The organism is Nocardioides sp. REDSEA-S30_B4 (assembly GCF_001627265.1).
In the GTDB taxonomy this organism is placed as follows: Bacteria; Actinomycetota; Actinomycetes; order Propionibacteriales; family Nocardioidaceae; genus Nocardioides.
Window position 1 is genome coordinate 39,259 of sequence record NZ_LUPI01000072.1, and the last position, 17,602, is coordinate 56,860.

The window sequence follows — 17,602 nt, forward strand, 5'->3', positions numbered from 1 at the left end:
GCTCAGACCCGGTGCAGCCTCCGGGCCGCCTCGGCGATCGACCCGCTCATCGACGGGTAGACCGTGAACGCCTGGGCCAGCTGGTCGGCGGTCAGTGACTCCGCCACCGCGATCGAGACGGGGTGGATCAGCTCGGAGGCCCGCGGCCCCACGACGACTCCGCCGACGACGATGCCGGTGCCGGGACGGATGAAGAGCTTCACGAAGCCGTCGCGGACGCCCTGCATCTTGGCCCGCGGGTTGCCCGACAGCGGCAGCATGACGACCTCGGCCTGGATCTCCCCGGAGTCGACGGCCTGCTGCGACCAGCCCACCGTCGCGATCTCCGGGGCGGTGAAGACGTTGGAGGAGACCTTCTTCAGGTCCAGCGGGTGCACGGTGTCGCCGAGCAGGTGCCACATCGCGATCCGGCCCTGCATCGCGGCCACCGAGGCGAGCATCAGCACGCCCGTGCAGTCGCCGGCGGCGTACACGCCCCGCGCCGAGGTGCGCGAGACCCGGTCGACCCAGACGAACCCGCCGTCCTTGAGCTGGACGCCGGCCTCCTCCAGGCCCATGTCGGCGGTGTTGGGGACCGACCCGAGCGCCAGGATGCAGTGCGAGGCCTGCACCTCGCGGCCGTCGGTCAGGGCCACGGTGACGACGTCCCCGTCGCGGGTCACCGACTCCATGCGCGACTTCGACAGCACGTTCATGCCGCGGCGTTTGGAGACCTCCTCGAGCACGAGCGAGGCGTCGGCGTCCTCCCCGGGCAGCACCCGGTCACGGGAGGAGACGAGGGTGACGGGGATGCCGAGCGCCTGGTACGCCGAGGCGAACTCGGCCCCGGTGACGCCCGACCCCACGACGACCAGCGACTCGGGCCGCTCGTCGAGGTCGTAGACCTGCTCCCACGTCAGGATGCGCTCGCCGTCGGGCTGGGCGCTGGGCAGCGTGCGGGGCGCGGCACCGGTCGCGACGAGGACGGCGTCGGCCTCCAGCGTCGTCTCCGAACCGTCGGCGGCCGTGGCCACCACGCGGCCGGGGCCGTCGAGACGGCCCCGCCCCTGGACGACCTGCACGCCGTCGCGGTCGATGCGGCGGGCGATGTCGCGGGACTGGTCGGCCGCCAGCGCCTTCACGCGGGTGTTGACCCGCGCGAGGTCGACGGCGATGCCGGACGCGGCGTCACCCTCCTTGTCGCGCATGGTGATCCCGAGCTCGCCGGCCTCGGCGACCTCGGTCATCACCTCGGCGGTGGCGATGAGGGTCTTGCTGGGCACGCAGTCGGTCAGCACCGCCGAGCCACCGAGGCCGTCGGTGTCGACGATGGTCACCTCGGCGCCCAGCTGGGCGGCGACATGGGCTGCTTCGTAGCCGCCGGGGCCTCCCCCGACGATGACGACGCGGTCGGTCATGCGGCTCCCCTCCGGGTCAGCTGGTGGTCGATGTGGCTCAGAAGTTGATCATGTGGCCGGTGATGCCGTGCACCGCTTCCTTCACGGCCTCCGACAGCGTCGGGTGGGCGAAGACGTTGCGCGCGACCTCGTCGGCGGTGAGGTCCCACTTCTGCGCCAGCGTCAGCACCGGCAGCTGCTCGGTGACGTCGGGGCCGATCATGGCCGCGCCGATGATCTCGTTGTGCTCGGCGTCGGCGATCACCTTCACGAACCCGATGGCCTCGCCGAGGCCCTGGGCCTTGCCGTTGGCCGAGAACGGGAAGGTCGCGGTCTTGACGTCGTAGCCCTTCTCCTTGGCCTGCGCCTCGGAGTAGCCGAAGGAGCCGATCTGCGGCTGGCAGTAGGTGGCGCGCGGGACGAAGTCGTACTCGACCGGCATGGTCTCGGCGCCGGCGAGGGTCTCGGCGGCCACGATGCCCATCGCCTCGGCGACGTGGGCCAGCATGAGCTTCCCGGTGACGTCGCCGATCGCGTAGACGTGCTCGACGTTGGTGCGGCAGAACTCGTCGATCTCGATGGCACCGCGATCGGAGACCGCGACTCCGGCGGCCTCGAGCCCGTAGCCGTCCAGGCGGGGCGCGAAGCCGAAGGCGGCGAGGAACTTGTCGGCCTCGAGCACCTGGCTCTCGCCGCCGTCGGCGGGGCTGACGGTGACCTTGACGCCCGAGCCGGTGTCCTCGACCTTCTCCACCTTCGTGGAGGTCATGATCTTCACGCCGAGCTTCTTGTAGTGCTTGGCGAGCTCCTTGGACACGTCCGCGTCCTCGGTGGGGACGATGCGGTCGAGGAACTCCACGATCGTGACGTCGACGCCGAAGTTCTTCATCACGTAGGCGAACTCGACACCGATCGCACCGGAGCCGCCGATGATCATCGAGGAGGGCAGGTCGGAGTCGAGGATCTGCTCCTCGTAGGTCACGACGTTCTCGCTCAGCTCCAGGCCGGGCAGCAGCCGGACCTTCGCGCCGGTGGCGATGATCAGGTCGTCGCAGGTGTAGGAGGTGGTCCCACCGTCCTTGTCCTTGACGTCGATCGAGGTCGGGCCGGTGAGGGTGCCCCAGCCGTCGATCTCGGTGATCTTGTTCTTCTTCATCAGGAAGTGGACGCCCTTGACGATCCCCTCGCTGACCTTGCGGCTGCGCGCGTGGGTGGGGCCGAAGGACATCGTGGCGTCGCCCTCGATGCCGAACTTCGCCTTCTCGTGGGTGAGCGTGTGGGCGAGCTCGGCGTTCTTCAGCAGCGCCTTGGAGGGGATGCAGCCGACGTTGAGGCACACACCGCCCCAGTACTTCTCCTCCACGACGGCGACGGTCTTGCCGAGCTGCGCCGCGCGGATGGCGGCCACGTAGCCGCCGGGGCCTGCACCGAGAACGAGGACATCGAAGTGGGTCGTCACGAGGTCCACCCTAGTCCCGGACGCACGAGCGTTAGCCTTCGGTGTCGTGACGCTCTACGCCGCCTACGGGACCAACCTCGATCCCGCCCGGATGAGCGAGCGCTGCCCGCACTCGCCGCTGCGCACGACGGGCTGGCTGGAGGGCTGGCGACTGACGTTCGGTGGTGAGGAGCACGGGTGGGACGGCGCCCTGCCGACCATCGTCCAGGACGCCTTCGAGCAGGTCTTCGTGGCGATCTACGACGTGACCCGTGAGGACGAGACGGCCCTGGACGGCTGGGAGTCCGCCGACAGCGGGCTCTACCGCAAGACCAAGGTGCGGGTCTCCACGCTGACCGGTGAGGTCGTGGCCTGGGCCTACGTCCTCGACGCCTACGAGGGCGGGCTGCCCTCCGCCCTGCACCTGGGTGTGCTGGCCGACGCCGCCGAGGCCGCCGACGCGCCCGACGACTACGTCGCCGCCCTGCGACGGCGCCCCTGCCGCTCGACGGGTCTGTGAGTCGGTCCCTCCACGGGACCGGAGGGCGTATCCTCACCGCTCGTGACTGACGAGCCGACGCCCTACACCCGCGCCGACGACGCTGCCGCCCGCCTCGCGGAGCTGACGGGGGTCGAGCGCCACGACGTCGCGCTGGTCCTCGGGTCCGGCTGGCTCCCGGCCGTGGACGCCTCGGTGCGCGCCGGCGACCGCCAGCTGCTGGTCTTCCTCTCCCGCACCCACTACTACGAGGGCAAGGGCGTGGAGGCCGTCGTGCACGGCGTGCGCACGGCCGCCGCCGCCGGTTGCCGGGCGATCGTGCTGACCAACGGCTGCGGTGGCCTCAAGGAGTCCTGGACCCCCGGCACCCCGGTCCTGATCAGCGACCACATCAACCTCACCGGCCGCTCCCCGATCGTGGGTGCCCGCTTCGTCGACCTCACCGACCTCTACTCCGCGCGGCTGCGCGCGATGTGCCGCGAGGTCGAGCCGTCCCTCGACGAGGGCGTCTACGTCCAGTTCCCCGGACCGCACTACGAGACGCCGGCCGAGGTCCGGATGGCCGGTGTCCTCGGTGGCCACCTGGTGGGCATGAGCACCACGCTCGAGGCCATCGCGGCCCGGGAGGCGGGCATGGAGGTGCTGGGCATCAGCCTGGTCACCAACCTGGCGGCCGGCATCAGCGACCAGCCGCTGGACCACTCCGAGGTGATCGAGGCCGGTCGCGCGGCCGCCTCGCGCATGGGCGACCTCCTCAGCCGCGTCGTCCCCCGGATCTGACAGGAGCCCACCGTGACCGCACCCTCCTCCCCGGACACACCCGCTGACGGTCCCGCCACCGGTCCCTCCACCGGTCCCTCCGCCGGTCCTGCCTCGAGCGGCGCCGAGACCCGCGAGCGGCTCCTGGTCGCGGCCACGCGGGCCTTCGCCGAGCACGGCGTCGCCAACGCCTCGCTGCTCGACATCACCCGCCAGGCCGGCCAGCGCAACCGGGGCGCGGTCCACTACCACTTCGGCTCGCGCGAGGGACTGCTCGCCGCGGTGCTCGAGCAGCACGCCGACTTCCTGGCCGAGCGCGAGCACCGCCTGCACCAGGCGGCGCTGGAGCGCCCCGCCGACGACCTCCCCGCGGCCCTGGAGGCGCTGGTGCGACCGGCGACCGAGCTCTCGGAGACCGGGTGGAGCGGCCGCTGCTACCTGGTGGTCGTCGCCGACCTGATCGCCGACGAGCAGCACGACAAGGACGCCGACGTCCGGGCCGCGCTCGAGCGCACCGGCGGCGTCCCTGTCTACGAGCTCATCTCCGCGCGGATGCCCGAGATGCCCGAGGAGGTCCGGGCCGAGCGCCTGGCACTGTTGACCTCCTTCGTCCTGCGGGCCATCGGCGATCGTGCCCGGGCCGAGGAGCGCGGCTCGACGCAGCGCCTGGGGCTGGACACCGAGACCTTCGTGCGCAACCTCGTCTTCATGGCCACCGGCATGCTCCGCGCCGACCTGCCCCGGACCTGACGTAGCCCCGTGCCCAGGATCACCGGCGGGTCGCTCGCCGAGCACCGCGCACAGATCCACCAGCGCGTCTTCGCCGCCTTCGCCGACCTGCTGGCCGAGCGCAGCTTCGACGCGATCACGATGGCGCAGATCGCGGCCGGCGCCGAGGTCGGCCGCACCACGATCTACCACCACTTCCCCGACAAGGAATCGGTGGTGGTCGCCTTCGCCACCCATGAGACCTCGCGCTACCTCCAGCGTCTCGAGGAGGTTCTGGCCCAGGCCCCCGACCCGGCCGCGCGGCTGCGCGCCTACGTGCACCACCACCTGGCGTCCGGCGAGGAGTTCCACCTCGGCCTGGGCCCACGGCTGTACGGCGTGCTCCCGGCCGAGTCGCGCGAGGCCATCCGCGAGCACGTCGTCGCGGTCGAGGAGGTGCTGCGCGAGGTGCTGGACGACGGCCAGCGCGCCGGTCTCTTCACCGTCGACGACCTCGACGCGACGCTCGCGCTCATCCACGCCTGCCTCGCTCCCCGGGGACTCGCCCCGGAGAGCGTGGCGACGTTCGTGCTGCGAGCGGTCAGCGCACCTTGAAGCGGACCCGGTCCTTGGACCGGTCGTGGTCCTCGTCGCCCTCGTAGGTGGCGATGGCCACGAGCTTGCCCTCGCTGGCCCGGTCCAGCCGCACCTTCACCTTGCCGCCCGAGCGCAGCGTGGCCCGATGGGTCTCGACCCGGCCGGACTGGCGGACCTTCAGCACCACCCGGCCCGAGGCCGGCGCGCCGTCCGCGGTGACGAGGATGCGCATCGCGCCGCGTCCACCGGCGGCCGGCTTCTTCAGGACCCGGAGCATGGTCGTGGTCGTCACGGGTCCGGCATCCCTCCCGGGCAGGGGGGTGACGGTGTCCTGGCTGGTGTTGGAGTGCGTGTGGGCCTGCCAGGTGAAGACGGAGACCGTGCCCTCCGGCGCCCCGTCGGGCAGGGACAGGGTGCTGCTGAACGCCCCGTCGAGGATCCGTCCGGGGGTCACCCAGTCCACGGCCAGGAACTGCTCGGTGTTCTCCCGCTCCGAGACGTCCGGGAGCACGTCGCCCTCGGCGATGCCGACGTAGACGCCGCTGTCGCCGGGGCAGCTCTCCGCGCGGAAGCCGGTGCCGAGGATCCGGTAGCTGTCGCCGCTCGTGGTGTCGAGGCGGGACACCGCGACCGACGGCGAGGCCGGGGCCGGCTCGCACGTCTCCGGCTCGGGCTCTGGCTCGGGCTCCGGCTCGGGCTCGGGTGACGGGACGTGCACCGCGGTGGCGGTGAGCGGCGCCGGTGCCTTGGCGTCCTGGGCCGGGTCCTCGCTGGTGGCCCGGAAGTGGTCGCGCGACTCCTCGGTCACCTGGTCGAGGAAGGCCGCGGGGAAGCTCCTGCCCACCCCGGCCCAGTCCGGGGTGGCGCCGAGGGTGGCGACCCCGTCGGAGACGGACCAGTCCTCGCCGGTCACCGAGAACGTCGCGACGACCACCCGGGTCGGCGTCGTGCTCGTGCCGGGCAGGATCGGGAGCACGGCCGACAGGGGGCTGGGGGTCTCGCCGGACACCACGGCCGTGACCTGCCCGGCGCCGGTCTCGTCCACCTGGAGCCGCGGCTCGGCGAGCGTGAGGGAGTACTGCGTCGAGATGCCGAGGAACGGGTCTGGCACCGATCCGGTGACCGAGCCGGCGTACGACACCGTGGTGACGCCGGTGGCCTCGTCGTGGCTGCCCCGGCCGTCGGGGAACGTGACGACCCCGTCGGACTCCGTCGCACCTCCGGAGAGGCTGCGGTCGAAGACGTCGGTGAACTCCTGGGAGACCGCCCAGTCCAGGGTCAGCGGCGCCGCGGGCTCGGGCTCGGGCACGACGTCGGTGGGTGTGGCCTGGGCGACGAAGGCCGCCGGACGCTTCTTCTCGTCCGAGCCCGAGCCGGTGGCGTAGAAGTGGGCGCGGACACCGGAGGTGATCTGGTGCAGGAAGGGGACGGCCCAGGCGCGGCCGTCGATCGGGGTCCCCTCGTCCATGCCGAGCTCGGCGGCGTCGTCGCTGCCCGGCTCGACGACACCCGCCCAGTCGGGGGTCGCCGACAGCGAGGCGAGCGCACCGTCCGGTGACCAGTCGGACGAGCCGGCGTCGAAGCCGAACAGCACGACCCTCGCGGGCTGGGTCTTCTGCGCCTCCTCGCCCTGCGCGGCGATGTTGGCGGCCGAGACCAGCGCCGTCATCTCCCCGCGCCCGGAGCCGTCGACGTGCAGCACCGGCTCGGCGATGCGGACGTGGTAGAACTCCTGGCCCAGCTGGAAGGCACCTCTCACCGAGCCCTGGTAGGCCACCTCGGAGACGCCGGTGGCGGGGTCGTAGGTGCCGCTCCCCCCGGGGAAGGTGACCACACCGCCCGAGTCCTCGGTCGCGCCCCCGCCCAGCTCGTGGCTGCTGAGGTGGTCGTCGAACTGCTGGGACACCTCCCACCGCAGCACCGGGGCCGTCGCGGTGGTGTCACCGCTGCTCTCGTCGGCGACGGCGGGCGCCGCGAGGATGCCCGCGAGCACGACGGGCAGCGTGCCGAGGCAGCAGACCACCAGGCCCGCGAGCATCCTGCGCACGGCTCAGCGCACCGTGAGGGTCAGCCGGTCGGCCGACCGCGCGTAGGTGTCGGACGGCTTGAAGACCACGACGACCTTCCACTTCCCACGGGACAGCTTGGGCAGCGTGACGCTGGCCTTGCCACGGGTGACGGCCTTGGTCACCTTCTTGGTCTTGCCGCCCTTCTTCGCGGTCACGACGGCCTTGCCGGTGGCCTTGCCCGCGTCACCGGTGACCTTGGCCAGGAGCACGCCACGACGCTTCGTCGTCGGCTTCTTCTTGACCTTCACCGTGGTCGTCGAGGCGACGTCGGCGAGCCCGAGGGCCGCCCAGTCGATCGCGACCTCGGTCTCGGTGTCCTGGCTGGTGTTGGAGTGGGCGTGGGCCTGCCACGTGTAGACGCTGTAGTCGCGCTGAGCGTCCAGGTCCGCCGGGTCGGCGGTCAGGGTGACGTCGATGGTGCCGTCGGTCATCTGCGCGGCCGGCACCCAGGCGGCGGCCGCGAAGGCGTCCTGGTCCTCCTGCGAGTCGGTGTCCGGGAGGCCGCCGGCCGGCGCGAGGCCGACGTACACCCCGTCGTCACCGGGGTTGGTCTCGCCGGTGAAGCCGGAGCCGTCCACGTCGAGCACGAGGGCGTCGGGCGTGGCGGAGGAGGTGCTCACCGCGACCTGCGGCCCGGCGGCCTCGGCCGCGAACGCCGCCGGCTGCTTGGTCGCGTCGGAGCCGGAGCCGGAGGCGTAGAAGTGGGCACGCACGCCGGGCGTGAGCTGGGCCAGGAACTCCGGCGCGAACGACTGGCCGTCGACCGGCTGGGTGTCGGAGAGGCCCAGCGCCAGCGCGGCCGGGCTGCCGGTGGGCAGCACGCCGGCCCAGTCCGGCGTCGCCTGCAGCGTGGAGAGCCCGCTGGTCGGCGTCCAGGCCGCGTCGGCGAACGTCGTCACCAGGACCCGGGCGGGGTCGGTGGCCGCCGCCTCGCCCTGCTGGGAGGCGGCGTTGGCGGCGGAGACGACGGCGGTCAGCGACCCGCTGCCGTCCTCGGCGACCGAGACGACGGGGTCGGCCAGGGTGACCGAGTAGTACTCCGTGCCCATCATCGCGAAGGCGCCCTTCACCGAGCCGTCGTAGGTCAGGGTGCCCGCACCGGTCGCCGGGTCCAGGTCGGCGGCGACGAGGGGGAACGACACGACGCCGTCCTCGTCCTCGCTCGCGCCGTCGGACAGCGTGTGGGTGGACAGGTGGTCGTCGAAGCGGGGCGAGATCTCCCAGCTCAGGACGGGCGCGGCGGCGTCGGCGTGGGCCGGGGCGGCCAGCCCGACGACGGCGGCGGAGGCCGCGAGCGTCGGGACCAGGGCCGTGGCCAGGCTGACACCGAGGGCGGTGGCGCGGTTCATGGCGTGTTCCTCTTCTTGACGGGGACGAGCAGGACCGCGACCGAGAGCAGCAGCAGGCTGCCCCCGACCCACCACAGCGGGTCGGGACGGTCACGTGGGGTCGCCGTGGCCGGGGCGGGTGCCGGGGCCGAGGGGGGCGCGGCCGCCGCGGTCACCGTGGCGGTCACCGTCGCCGGGGGCGGGACGACGGTCGGCGGAGCCGGCGCCGCGGTGGTGCCGGGGCTGGTGGGGGCGGCGGTCGGCGTCGGTCCCACGACGTCGTCCTCGCCCGTCGACAGGGTCAGCGGCGCGGCGACCTTGAAGGCGTCGGTGGCGCCGCCGCTGGAGTACCAGAACGCGGCGGTGCCGAGCCGGTCCATGACGTCGACGAAGGACTGCGGGAAGGAGCCGGCGTGCTCGCCGTCGCGCTGCTGCGGGACGCCGCTCACCCGCACCCCGAGGTACGCCGGCCGCCAGCTGAGCCCGGCGTCGAGGCTGCCGTCGGTGAGCGCGTCCACCTCCACGTCGGGCAGGTCCGCGACCGTGACCCGCTCCGGGGCGACCGGCTCCCACACGTCCGGGTCCGCCTGCGAGGAGGCGTAGCCCGACACCTCGGCGGTGAGCGCCCCGGCACCGTCGGCGACCTCGAGCACGGGGTCGGCGAGGTGGAAGAAGCTCATCCCGGAGTAGTAGAGGACCGTCACCTCGCCCTCCCAGGCGATGGTGGCGGTGCCCTCGACGGGGTCGACCACACCGTCGCCACCCGAGACGGTGACGGTGTGGTTGCTGAAGGTGCCGGCCGTCGGGGACCCGAGCGGCTCTCCGGCGCTGGTGGTGCGCAGACCGGCCCAGGTGGCACGCCGCCAGGCGGTGCCGTCCCACTTCTCGACCCGGACCGCGCCGTCGCGGCTGCTCCAGTCGGCCCGGTCGATCGTGGTCCCGCCCCGGCCCGGGTCGGGGATGCGACCGGCGGAGAAGAAGTTGTAGGTGTCGGGGGCGAAGGCGCGGTTGCTCGACTCGTCGTTGAGGCCCCAGCGCAGGGTGACGTCCTCGAGCGCGGTGGTGGTGGGTGCGTCGGGCTCGGCCGGCTGGTCCTGGGCCGCGGCCGGCAGGGCGACACCCGCGGCGCCGACGGCGAGCAGCAGCGCGGCGAGGAGACGGCGGCTCATGCCCGCCTCCCGCGCACGAGCAGGGCCAGGCGCAGCAGGGCCAGCGCCAGCAGCGGCGCCCCGGCGACCACGAGCAGGACGGCGCCGGGGTCCCGGCCCGACTCCTGGCCGGACTCCTGGCCGGACGCGGCGACGCGCTCGACGGGGAGCGTGCCGGCCTGCTGCACCGCGAAGGACACCTCCGGCGCGTCCGTGCCCTCGCCCGCCCACAGGCGCAGCACGTGCGTGCCCGGGCCGAGGTCGACCGGGAGCGCGAGCACCCCGGCGAGCGTGCCGTCGGAGCCGGCGACGAAGGGGCCCGCTCCCGCGACCCCGTCGTCGAGGACCAGGGAGTACTGCCGGCCCGCGGTGAGGCCCACCGCCGAGAACGGCAGGACGTGGCCGGCCACCGCCGACTCGCGGTCGACCTCGAGCGCGGCCGCCGCCGAGCGGGTGCGTCGCCCGCGGGACGTCTCGCGCTCCTGGGTCGCCGGCTCGGTGACCTCCGCTCCGGCCACGGGCGTCGGCTCCCCCGTGGCGGTCGGGTCGTCGGCGTCGTACAGGTCGGAGACGGTGACGGGCGTGAAGGTCTCGTTGGTGGCGTTGCTGACGCCGTGCGCGCCGACGGTGATCACGCCGCAGGTGACCTCGCGGCAGTCGATGGTGCGCGACCCGCCGCTGCGGTCGAAGGCCTCGAAGACCGCCCCGGGGACGGTCAGGGTGGCCGACCAGGCGCCGGTCCGGGTCATCGTCGCCTGCGCGGAGGAGGAGGTGTCGGAGCCGGGGAAGGCGACGAACTGCTGGAAGCCCTGGTTGTCGCGCGACTCGCTGTCGGGGACGTAGAAGTAGTCCTCGCCGGTGCGCCCGCCCTGGCTGGGGCGCCAGCCGTCGCGAACGTGGCCGAAGAACACGTAGACGCCGCCGTGCCCGCCCTGCACGGCCTGGAACCCGCTGCCGCGCACGGTCAGCGTGGTGGCGTACGTCGGGTCCACGACCGCACCGCCGTCGGGGCCGGTGACGGTGACGCGTCCCTGCGCGTGCGCGGGGCCGGCCATCCCGACCGGCACGACCAGCCCGGCGAGCAGCAGGATCAGGACAGCAGCGCGTCGCACGACGCCTCCTCCCGGACCGGGACGACGACCAGCGCACCGTCGACGTCGACCACCCGCACGGGGTGCTGGTAGACCTCGCCGAGCAGCTCGGCGGTGAGCACCTCGTGGGGAGCCCCGTCGGCGCGGACCGCGCCGCGCGCGAGGACGCAGATGCGGTCGGCGTACGCCGCCGCCAGGCTCAGGTCGTGCAGCACGACCACCACGGCGCGACCGACGCGCGCGAGGTTGCGGGCGACCGACAGCACGGCCTCCTGGTGCCGGATGTCGAGGGCGGCCGTGGGCTCGTCGAGCAGCACCACCGCGGTGTCCTGCGCCAGCACGCGGGCCAGGTCGGTGCGGGCGCGCTCGCCACCGGAGAGCGTGGGGTATCTGCGCTCGGTCAGGTGCACGACGTCCGCGCGCTGCAGCGCCTCGTCGACGAGACGCTCGTCGTCGTCCTCGTGGCCGGTGCGCGCCCACGGGGCACGCCCCATCGCGACGACCTCGCGGACGAGGAACCCGAAGGCCAGCCGCCCCTGCTGCGGGAGCACGGCGCGGCGCCGGGCGAGGTCGAGGGAGCGCATGGACCGGACCTCGCGCTCGCCGAGCCGGACCGTCCCGGCGTCGAGGTCGAGGTCGCCGGCCAGGGCGGCCAGCAGCGTGGACTTGCCGGCGCCGTTGGGGCCGACGAGCGCGACCAGCTCGCCCCCGCGGACCTCGAGGTCGACGCCGTCGAGGACGGTGCTGCCGTCGAGGCGGACCGACACGCCCTCGGCGCGGAGCCGGGTGGCGCTCATGCCCAGGCCCCCGAGGTGCGGCGGGCGCGACGGATCAGCCAGAAGAAGAACGGGCCGCCCACCAGGCTGGTGAGCATGCCGATCGGCAGGTCGGCGTACGCCACGAGGGTGCGCGCGCCGAGGTCGGCCACGACCAGCAGCAGTGCCCCGCCGAGCGCGCTGGCCGGCACCAGCAGTCGGTGACCGGGGCCTGCGAGCAGCCGGACGAGGTGCGGGACGACCAGGCCGACGAAGGCGATGATCCCGCAGAAGGCGACGGCGGCGGCGGTCAGCAGGGCGACCACGACGATGGCGCCCATCCGCAGCCGCTCGACGTCGACACCGACGTGCCGGGCGGCGCGGTCGCCGAGCGCGAGCAGGTCCAGGCGGCGCGACATGGCCATGGCGGCCACCAGGCCGACGACCATGAAGGGTGCGGCGACGCCGACCTGCTCCCAGCGCGAGCCGTTGAGGCTGCCGAGCTGCCAGAACACGATCTCCTCGCGGGCCTGTTGGTCGCCCAGGAACAGCAGGAAGGCCAGTCCGGCGCTGGCGACCGCGTTGACCGCGATGCCGGTGAGCACCAGCGTGACCACCTCGGTGCGTCCGCCGTCGCGGGAGAGCAGGTAGACCAGGATCGTGGTGACCAGGCCGCCCACGAACGCGAAGAGCGCGACGGTCCAGGTCCCCACCAGGGCGAGGTCGAAGACGATGACGGTCGAGGCCGCCAGCGCGGCGCCGGCGGAGACGCCGACCACCCCGGGCTCGGCCAGCGGGTTGCCGAAGATCCCCTGCATGAGGGCCCCGGCGGTGGCCAGCGCGGCGCCGGCGACCGCGGCCATCACGACGCGGGGGAAGCGGACGGTCCACAGCGTGACGTCGCCCTGCGGGTGGCTCGGCATCGGGCCGAGGTCCAGGCCCAGGCGGTGCAGCAGCGAGCCGACCACCTCGGCCGGGGCCACGTCGAGCTGGCCGCGACCCGCGGCCACGACGACGGCGGTGAGCAGCGCGAGGGACAGCATGCCCAGCAGGCCCACCCGCCGCACCGACGTACGCCGCTGGGCGGCCGTGACGGGGACCGCGGTCACGACCCGGCTCCGGGGGCGTGGACCGCGACCGCGAGGGCGTTGAGCGTGGTGGCCGTCGTCGGCCCGAAGCCGAGGATCTCGGCGTCGGCCATGTCGACGAAGCGGCGCTTCTGCCCCGACGGGGTGCTGGCGAGCGCGGGCAGCCGCTCCAGCAGCCCGTCCACCCCGCCGGCGGACTCCAGCCCGTCGGTCATCATCAGGACCAGCTCGGGCTGGGCGGCCACGATGCCCTCGTCGGTGACCGGCTTCATCCCGTCCCAGCCGATCTCCTCGGCCACGTCGTAGAGGCCGACCGCGTCGATGAGGGAGTCGGCGCCGCTGCCCTCGCCGAAGAGGTAGTAGACGCCCGACTGGCCGCGGACATAGAGGAAGACCGTGCGCAGCCGCTGGGTCGGGTCGGCCGGGGCGACGGCCTCGATCTGCTCGGTGACGGCGGCGACCTCGGACTCGATGCGCTCGGCCAGCGTGCGGCCGCGCTCGGGCACGCCGAGGGCGTCGGCGACCTCCATCGTGAGCGAGGAGAGGTTGTCGAGGCCGCGGTGGGAGTCGGTGACGACGACGGGGATGCCGGCGTCGCGCATCTGGAGCACGACGTCCCAGGGGCCCAGGGAGGTGTCGGTGAGGATGACGGTCGGGTCGAGCGCGAGGATCGCCTCGGCGTTGAGGTCGTGGCCGTTCTGCGTGACCAGCGGCAGGTCGGCGGCCTCGGCGAACTGGGTGGAGGTGTCGCGCCCGACGACCTGGCCGCCCAGGCCGAGCTCGTGGACGGTGCGCGAGAGGGTGCCGTGGAGGTCGAGGGCCAGGATGCGGCTGGTGTCGGCGACCGTGACCTCGGTCCCTTGCGCGTCCTCGACCGTGACCGGCAGCTGCGGCTGGGGACCGGTCACCGGGTCGACGGGTGTCGGGGCCGTGACGGCGCTCGTCGGGCCCTCCCAGGAGCGCGGATCGGCCAGCACGTCGTCGCGCACGTCGGCGAGCGAGGGCGCCACCGTCGTGGTGGCGGACGAGGACGCGGTGCCGTCCGCGCCGGCCGCGCAGCCCGTGAGAACGGTGGTGAGCAGGAGGGCGCACACGGCGGCCAGGGCCGCGGGCAGGGGGGAACGCATGGGTACCGTCTCTCGATCCGGGCGCGGCCTGGCCACGCGAAGTTAGGTGAGGCTAACATCATCTAACCAAGGGTAGCCTTACCTGTCCAGACGTTTGTTGACACAGTGTCGACTTGTTGTCGACACTGTGTCGAGAACTCCGCCCGCACGGCCGTCCGTGCACGTCCCCACTCCCAGAGGACCCGATGACCACCACGCTGCTCGCCCTCTCCGCCGCCATGCGCGAGGGCTCCCGCGCCGAGCACGAGGCCGCCGAGGGCTCCTCGTTCATGAGCGAGCTGCTCGACGGCGGCATCGCACCCGAGGGCTACACCGCCTACCTCCTGCGGCTGCGCACGGTCTACGCCGCGATGGAGTCCGTCGGGCGCCAGCACCTCGACGACCCGTTCGTCGCCGCCGTGCACGACGTGGACCTCGAGCGCCTGGCGGCCATCGACGCCGACCTGGACCACTGGGCCCCCGACGGCCCGCGCGAGGTCGACTCCCCCGCCGCGGACGCCTACGCCGCCCGACTGCGCGCCTCCTCGGCCTGGGGCGGCCTCTTCGCCGCGCACCACTACACGCGCTACCTCGGCGACCTGTCCGGCGGCCAGGCCATCGGCCGCTGCCTGGACCGGGCCTTCGAGCTCGACGGCCGCGGCATCGCGTTCTACGACTTCGCAGCGATCGGCAAGCCCAAGCCCTACAAGGACGCCTACCGCGCGCGGCTCGACGCCCTCGGCACCTCCCCGGAGGAGACCGAGCGGGTCGTCGCCGAGGTCAAGGTCGCCTTCGGGCTCAACCAGGCACTGTTCGAGGAGCTGGGCCGCGACCTCCCCCGCTGGCGACGCGCCGCCTGAGCCCCGCCACGCACGACCGCATCATCCGGTCGTGGTTCCAGCGCAGCAGCGGTCGCGCCGGTAGCGACGCGACGGCCAGGAGCCCGCGCACCCGCACGTCCTGGGCGAAGTCCAGCCGTGTCCCCGGACCCTCCGGCGCGAGGTCGAACGACACCCGCCCCTCCAGGTCGCCCTCCACCGACACCTCCAGCCGCTCGGGCCGGTCCACCTCCTCGGTGAGCAGCAGCTCGAGGGTGTAGGGCAGCACCGAGCGGCACAGCACCAGCCCCCGCCCCTCACCGGCCACGGCCACCGCCACGACCTCGGGCCACCACTCCACGTAGTGCTCGACGTCCACCAGCACCTCGCGCACCCGCGCGGGTGGCGCGTCGACGTGCCAGCGGTCGCGGAAGGAGTACGCCGCGACGGGCTGCAGGATCGGCACGAGCACCATCCTGCGGCTACCGTCCGGTCCATGACGAGCCCCTCGGAGTCCGAGCTGACCGACCTCCTCGCCCGCGCCCGCGCCTGGGCCGCGGCCGACCCCGACGCCACGACGCGCGACGAGCTGGAGCGGATCGTCGCCGAGGTCGAGGCCGGCGGGGACCCGACCGACCTCGCCGACCGTTTCGACGGGACGCTGGAGTTCGGCACCGCCGGCCTGCGCGGCCGGCTCGGCGCCGGCCCCAACCGGATGAACCGGGTCGTCGTCCTCCGCGCCGCCGCCGGGCTCGCCGCCCACCTCGGCCCGGGCGGCGCCGTGGCGATCGGGTACGACGCGCGCCACCTCTCCGACACCTTCGCCGAGGACACCGCCGCCGTCATGCGCGGCGCCGGGCTCGACGTGTGGCTGCTGCCCCGCCCCCTCCCGACCCCCGTCCTCGCCTACGCCGTGCGCGAGCTCGGCTGCGTCGCCGGGGTCATGGTCACGGCCAGCCACAACCCGCCCGAGGACAACGGCTACAAGGTCTACCTCGGCGACGGCAGCCAGATCGTCTCGCCGGTCGACGCCGAGATCGCCGAGCGGATCGCCGAGGTCGGCGACCTCACCTCGGTCGCCCGCGGGTCGGACTGGCAGGTGCTGGGCGAGGACCTCCTCGACCGCTACCTCGACCGCATCGCCGGATTGGTCGCCGACGGGCCTCGTGACCTCGCCGTGGTCCACACCTCGCTGCACGGGGTCGGCGGCTCCCCCGTGGCGCAGGTGCTCGAGCGGGCCGGGTTCCCTGCGCCGTACGCCGTCGCGGAGCAGGCGCAGCCCGACCCCGACTTCCCGACCGTCGCCTTCCCCAACCCCGAGGAGGACGGCGCGATGGACCTCGCCCTGGCGCTCGCCGAGCAGCGTGGGGCCGACCTGGTCGTCGCCAACGACCCCGACGCCGACCGTTGCGCCGTGGGGGTCAGGGATGGTGAGGCGTTCCGGATGCTCACGGGCGACCAGACGGGAGTGCTCCTGGCCGAGCTGCTGCTGCGCCGCGGCGTGGACGGCACGTACGACCCCGACCACGTGAAGGACAAGGACGGCGTCTCCGCGCTGGTCCTGCTCTGCGAGCTCGCCGCCTCACTGAAGGCCGAGGGCCGTTCGTTGCTCGACCTGCTCGACGACCTCGCCCGGGAACACGGCCTGCACGCCACCGACCAGGTCTCCGTGCGCGTCTCGGACCTGACGCTGATCTCCGGCGCGATGGAGCGGCTGCGCAGCACTCCCCCGACCTCGCTCGGCGGCCTCGACGTCCTCGGTGTCGACGACCTCGCCGAGGGCTCCGACGACCTGCCGCCCACCGACGGCCTGCGCTTCCGCCTCGCCGACGGCGCCCGCGTCATCGTGCGCCCCAGCGGCACCGAGCCGAAGGTGAAGTGCTACCTCGAGGTCGTCGTCCCCGTCGAGGACGCCAGCGACAACCCGGACCAGACCGACGCCGTCGAGGCGGCCCGGATCTCCGCCGCCACCCGCCTGGACGCCCTCGGCTCCGACATCCGCGCCGCCGCGGGCCTCTGACGCTCCCTCACCGCCGGTCGAGGAGGCGCGCCAAGGACGTCCCATCCGCCGGTCGAGGAGGCGCTCAAGCGACGGCGCCCCCCGCTGGTTGAGGTGCGAGGAGCGCCAGCGACGTCCCCTGCCGGTCGAGGAGGCGCCGAGCGACGGCCCCCACCGCTGGTTGAGGTGCGAGGAGCGCCAGCGACGAAGCCTCGAAACCCCGTACGCCGACAAGCAACCTCATGCCGGCGCGACTGGAGGGCCTGTCGTGAACCCCTTTCACGGCAGGCCCTCCGGTCTGCTTCGACTCGGTGGTCGGGGTGGGTGGGCGCCTGGACGTTCGCGCTGCAGCAGGTCCTTCACTTATCGAAGGCTTGCTTGCGGTCGACTTCGATTTCGGTACTTGGTTGAGGTTCGCTCGACCCTTTCGGTCCGCTGAGGTGCTCGCTTGGGTTGCGCTTGATTCGCCCTCCACACATTCGATCCGGGGCCCCGCAACAGGGTTTCATTCGAACTGATGTTCTAGTAGTATCTGGTCATGGCACTCGGGCAGCAGGATCAGTCGGCTCAGGACTCCGCTCCTGTGCCGACCGGTGACCTGCTGACCGAGATTCGCGACCTCGACAAGGCTGCTGACCAGGCCGACCGGGACCGGTTCATCGCCATCGCCGAGTGGGCCGACCGCCACACCACCGGCCAGCTGCTCCCCGACCTCTACGGCACGTTCGGGCTGCCCGACGACGACGCCCACACCGAGGCCGAGAACGCCTGGGTGTCCCGGTTCGGGATGCCCGGCGCCGACACCATGCTCGAGCTCGCCGGC

At 73.4% G+C, this 17,602-nt stretch carries 17 protein-coding genes; 7 read left to right on the top strand and 10 right to left on the bottom strand.

The features are described from left to right. Positions 1–2 precede the first annotated feature (2 nt). Both A6R01_RS13185 and lpdA read right to left on the bottom strand, forming a co-directional pair. Positions 3–1,397, bottom strand: a complete 1,395-nt coding sequence (locus A6R01_RS13185; protein ID WP_292606599.1) for an NAD(P)H-quinone dehydrogenase — start codon at positions 1,395–1,397, stop codon at positions 3–5. A gap of 37 nt (positions 1,398–1,434) precedes the next feature. After that, complete coding sequence (gene lpdA, locus A6R01_RS13190; protein WP_292606601.1) at positions 1,435–2,835, bottom strand: dihydrolipoyl dehydrogenase; 1,401 nt, start codon at positions 2,833–2,835, stop codon at positions 1,435–1,437. 46 nt (positions 2,836–2,881) lie between these two features. Between lpdA and A6R01_RS13195 the strand changes: the two genes are divergently transcribed. The 4 genes from A6R01_RS13195 to A6R01_RS13210 are packed head-to-tail and all read left to right on the top strand — an operon-like array spanning position 2,882 to position 5,395. Then, complete coding sequence (locus A6R01_RS13195) at positions 2,882–3,334, top strand: gamma-glutamylcyclotransferase family protein (protein WP_292606603.1); 453 nt, start codon at positions 2,882–2,884, stop codon at positions 3,332–3,334. A gap of 42 nt (positions 3,335–3,376) precedes the next feature. Then, positions 3,377–4,093, top strand: coding sequence for a purine-nucleoside phosphorylase (locus A6R01_RS13200; protein WP_292606605.1), 717 nt, complete (start codon positions 3,377–3,379; stop codon positions 4,091–4,093). A 12-nt stretch (positions 4,094–4,105) separates the two neighbouring features. Then, positions 4,106–4,822: a TetR/AcrR family transcriptional regulator gene (locus A6R01_RS13205; RefSeq protein ID WP_292606607.1), complete on the top strand. Its 717-nt coding sequence runs from the start codon at positions 4,106–4,108 to the stop codon at positions 4,820–4,822. Between the two features lie 9 nt (positions 4,823–4,831). Next, positions 4,832–5,395 carry a TetR/AcrR family transcriptional regulator gene (locus A6R01_RS13210; protein ID WP_292606609.1) on the top strand — a complete coding sequence of 188 codons (564 nt, stop codon included), beginning with the start codon at positions 4,832–4,834 and terminating at the stop codon, positions 5,393–5,395. Here the strand turns inward: A6R01_RS13210 and A6R01_RS13215 are convergent. The 7 genes from A6R01_RS13215 to A6R01_RS13245 are packed head-to-tail and all read right to left on the bottom strand — an operon-like array spanning position 5,382 to position 13,983. Next, a complete protein-coding gene (locus tag A6R01_RS13215) occupies positions 5,382–7,415 on the bottom strand; it encodes an HtaA domain-containing protein (RefSeq protein ID WP_292606632.1) in 2,034 nt (677 codons plus the stop codon). The genes A6R01_RS13210 and A6R01_RS13215 overlap by 14 nt on opposite strands. 12 nt (positions 7,416–7,427) lie before the next feature. After that, entirely contained in the window at positions 7,428–8,795 is a 1,368-nt protein-coding gene (locus tag A6R01_RS13220; protein ID WP_292606611.1) for an HtaA domain-containing protein, read from the bottom strand. Next, positions 8,792–9,943 (bottom strand): hypothetical protein, encoded by a 1,152-nt coding sequence (locus A6R01_RS13225; protein WP_292606613.1) that lies wholly within the window; start codon positions 9,941–9,943, stop codon positions 8,792–8,794. The genes A6R01_RS13220 and A6R01_RS13225 overlap by 4 nt, the downstream gene beginning before the upstream one ends. After that, a complete protein-coding gene (locus A6R01_RS13230; protein ID WP_292606616.1) occupies positions 9,940–11,034 on the bottom strand; it encodes a hypothetical protein in 1,095 nt (364 codons plus the stop codon). The genes A6R01_RS13225 and A6R01_RS13230 overlap by 4 nt, the downstream gene beginning before the upstream one ends. Further along, positions 11,013–11,810, bottom strand: a complete 798-nt coding sequence (locus tag A6R01_RS13235; protein ID WP_292606618.1) for a heme ABC transporter ATP-binding protein — start codon at positions 11,808–11,810, stop codon at positions 11,013–11,015. Before A6R01_RS13235 ends, A6R01_RS13230 begins: the two co-directional genes overlap by 22 nt. Then, a complete protein-coding gene (locus tag A6R01_RS13240) occupies positions 11,807–12,877 on the bottom strand; it encodes an iron ABC transporter permease (protein WP_292606620.1) in 1,071 nt (356 codons plus the stop codon). The genes A6R01_RS13235 and A6R01_RS13240 overlap by 4 nt, the downstream gene beginning before the upstream one ends. Beyond that, a complete protein-coding gene (locus A6R01_RS13245) occupies positions 12,874–13,983 on the bottom strand; it encodes an ABC transporter substrate-binding protein (protein WP_292606622.1) in 1,110 nt (369 codons plus the stop codon). Before A6R01_RS13245 ends, A6R01_RS13240 begins: the two co-directional genes overlap by 4 nt. Before the next feature lie 185 nt (positions 13,984–14,168). Here A6R01_RS13245 and A6R01_RS13250 point away from each other — a divergent pair, with 185 nt between their 5' ends. Further along, positions 14,169–14,822 carry a heme oxygenase (biliverdin-producing) gene (locus A6R01_RS13250; RefSeq protein ID WP_292606624.1) on the top strand — a complete coding sequence of 218 codons (654 nt, stop codon included), beginning with the start codon at positions 14,169–14,171 and terminating at the stop codon, positions 14,820–14,822. Here the strand turns inward: A6R01_RS13250 and A6R01_RS13255 are convergent. Continuing rightward, positions 14,761–15,246 carry an SRPBCC family protein gene (locus A6R01_RS13255; RefSeq protein WP_292606626.1) on the bottom strand — a complete coding sequence of 162 codons (486 nt, stop codon included), beginning with the start codon at positions 15,244–15,246 and terminating at the stop codon, positions 14,761–14,763. The genes A6R01_RS13250 and A6R01_RS13255 overlap by 62 nt on opposite strands. Before the next feature lie 30 nt (positions 15,247–15,276). On the opposite strand from A6R01_RS13255, the gene A6R01_RS13260 reads away from it, so the two are divergent. After that, complete coding sequence (locus A6R01_RS13260; protein WP_292606628.1) at positions 15,277–16,800, top strand: phospho-sugar mutase; 1,524 nt, start codon at positions 15,277–15,279, stop codon at positions 16,798–16,800. Positions 16,801–17,317: 517 nt separating this feature from the next. Further along, positions 17,318–17,602: hypothetical protein (locus tag A6R01_RS13265; protein ID WP_292606630.1), on the top strand; the 285-nt coding region annotated here is incomplete at its 3' end.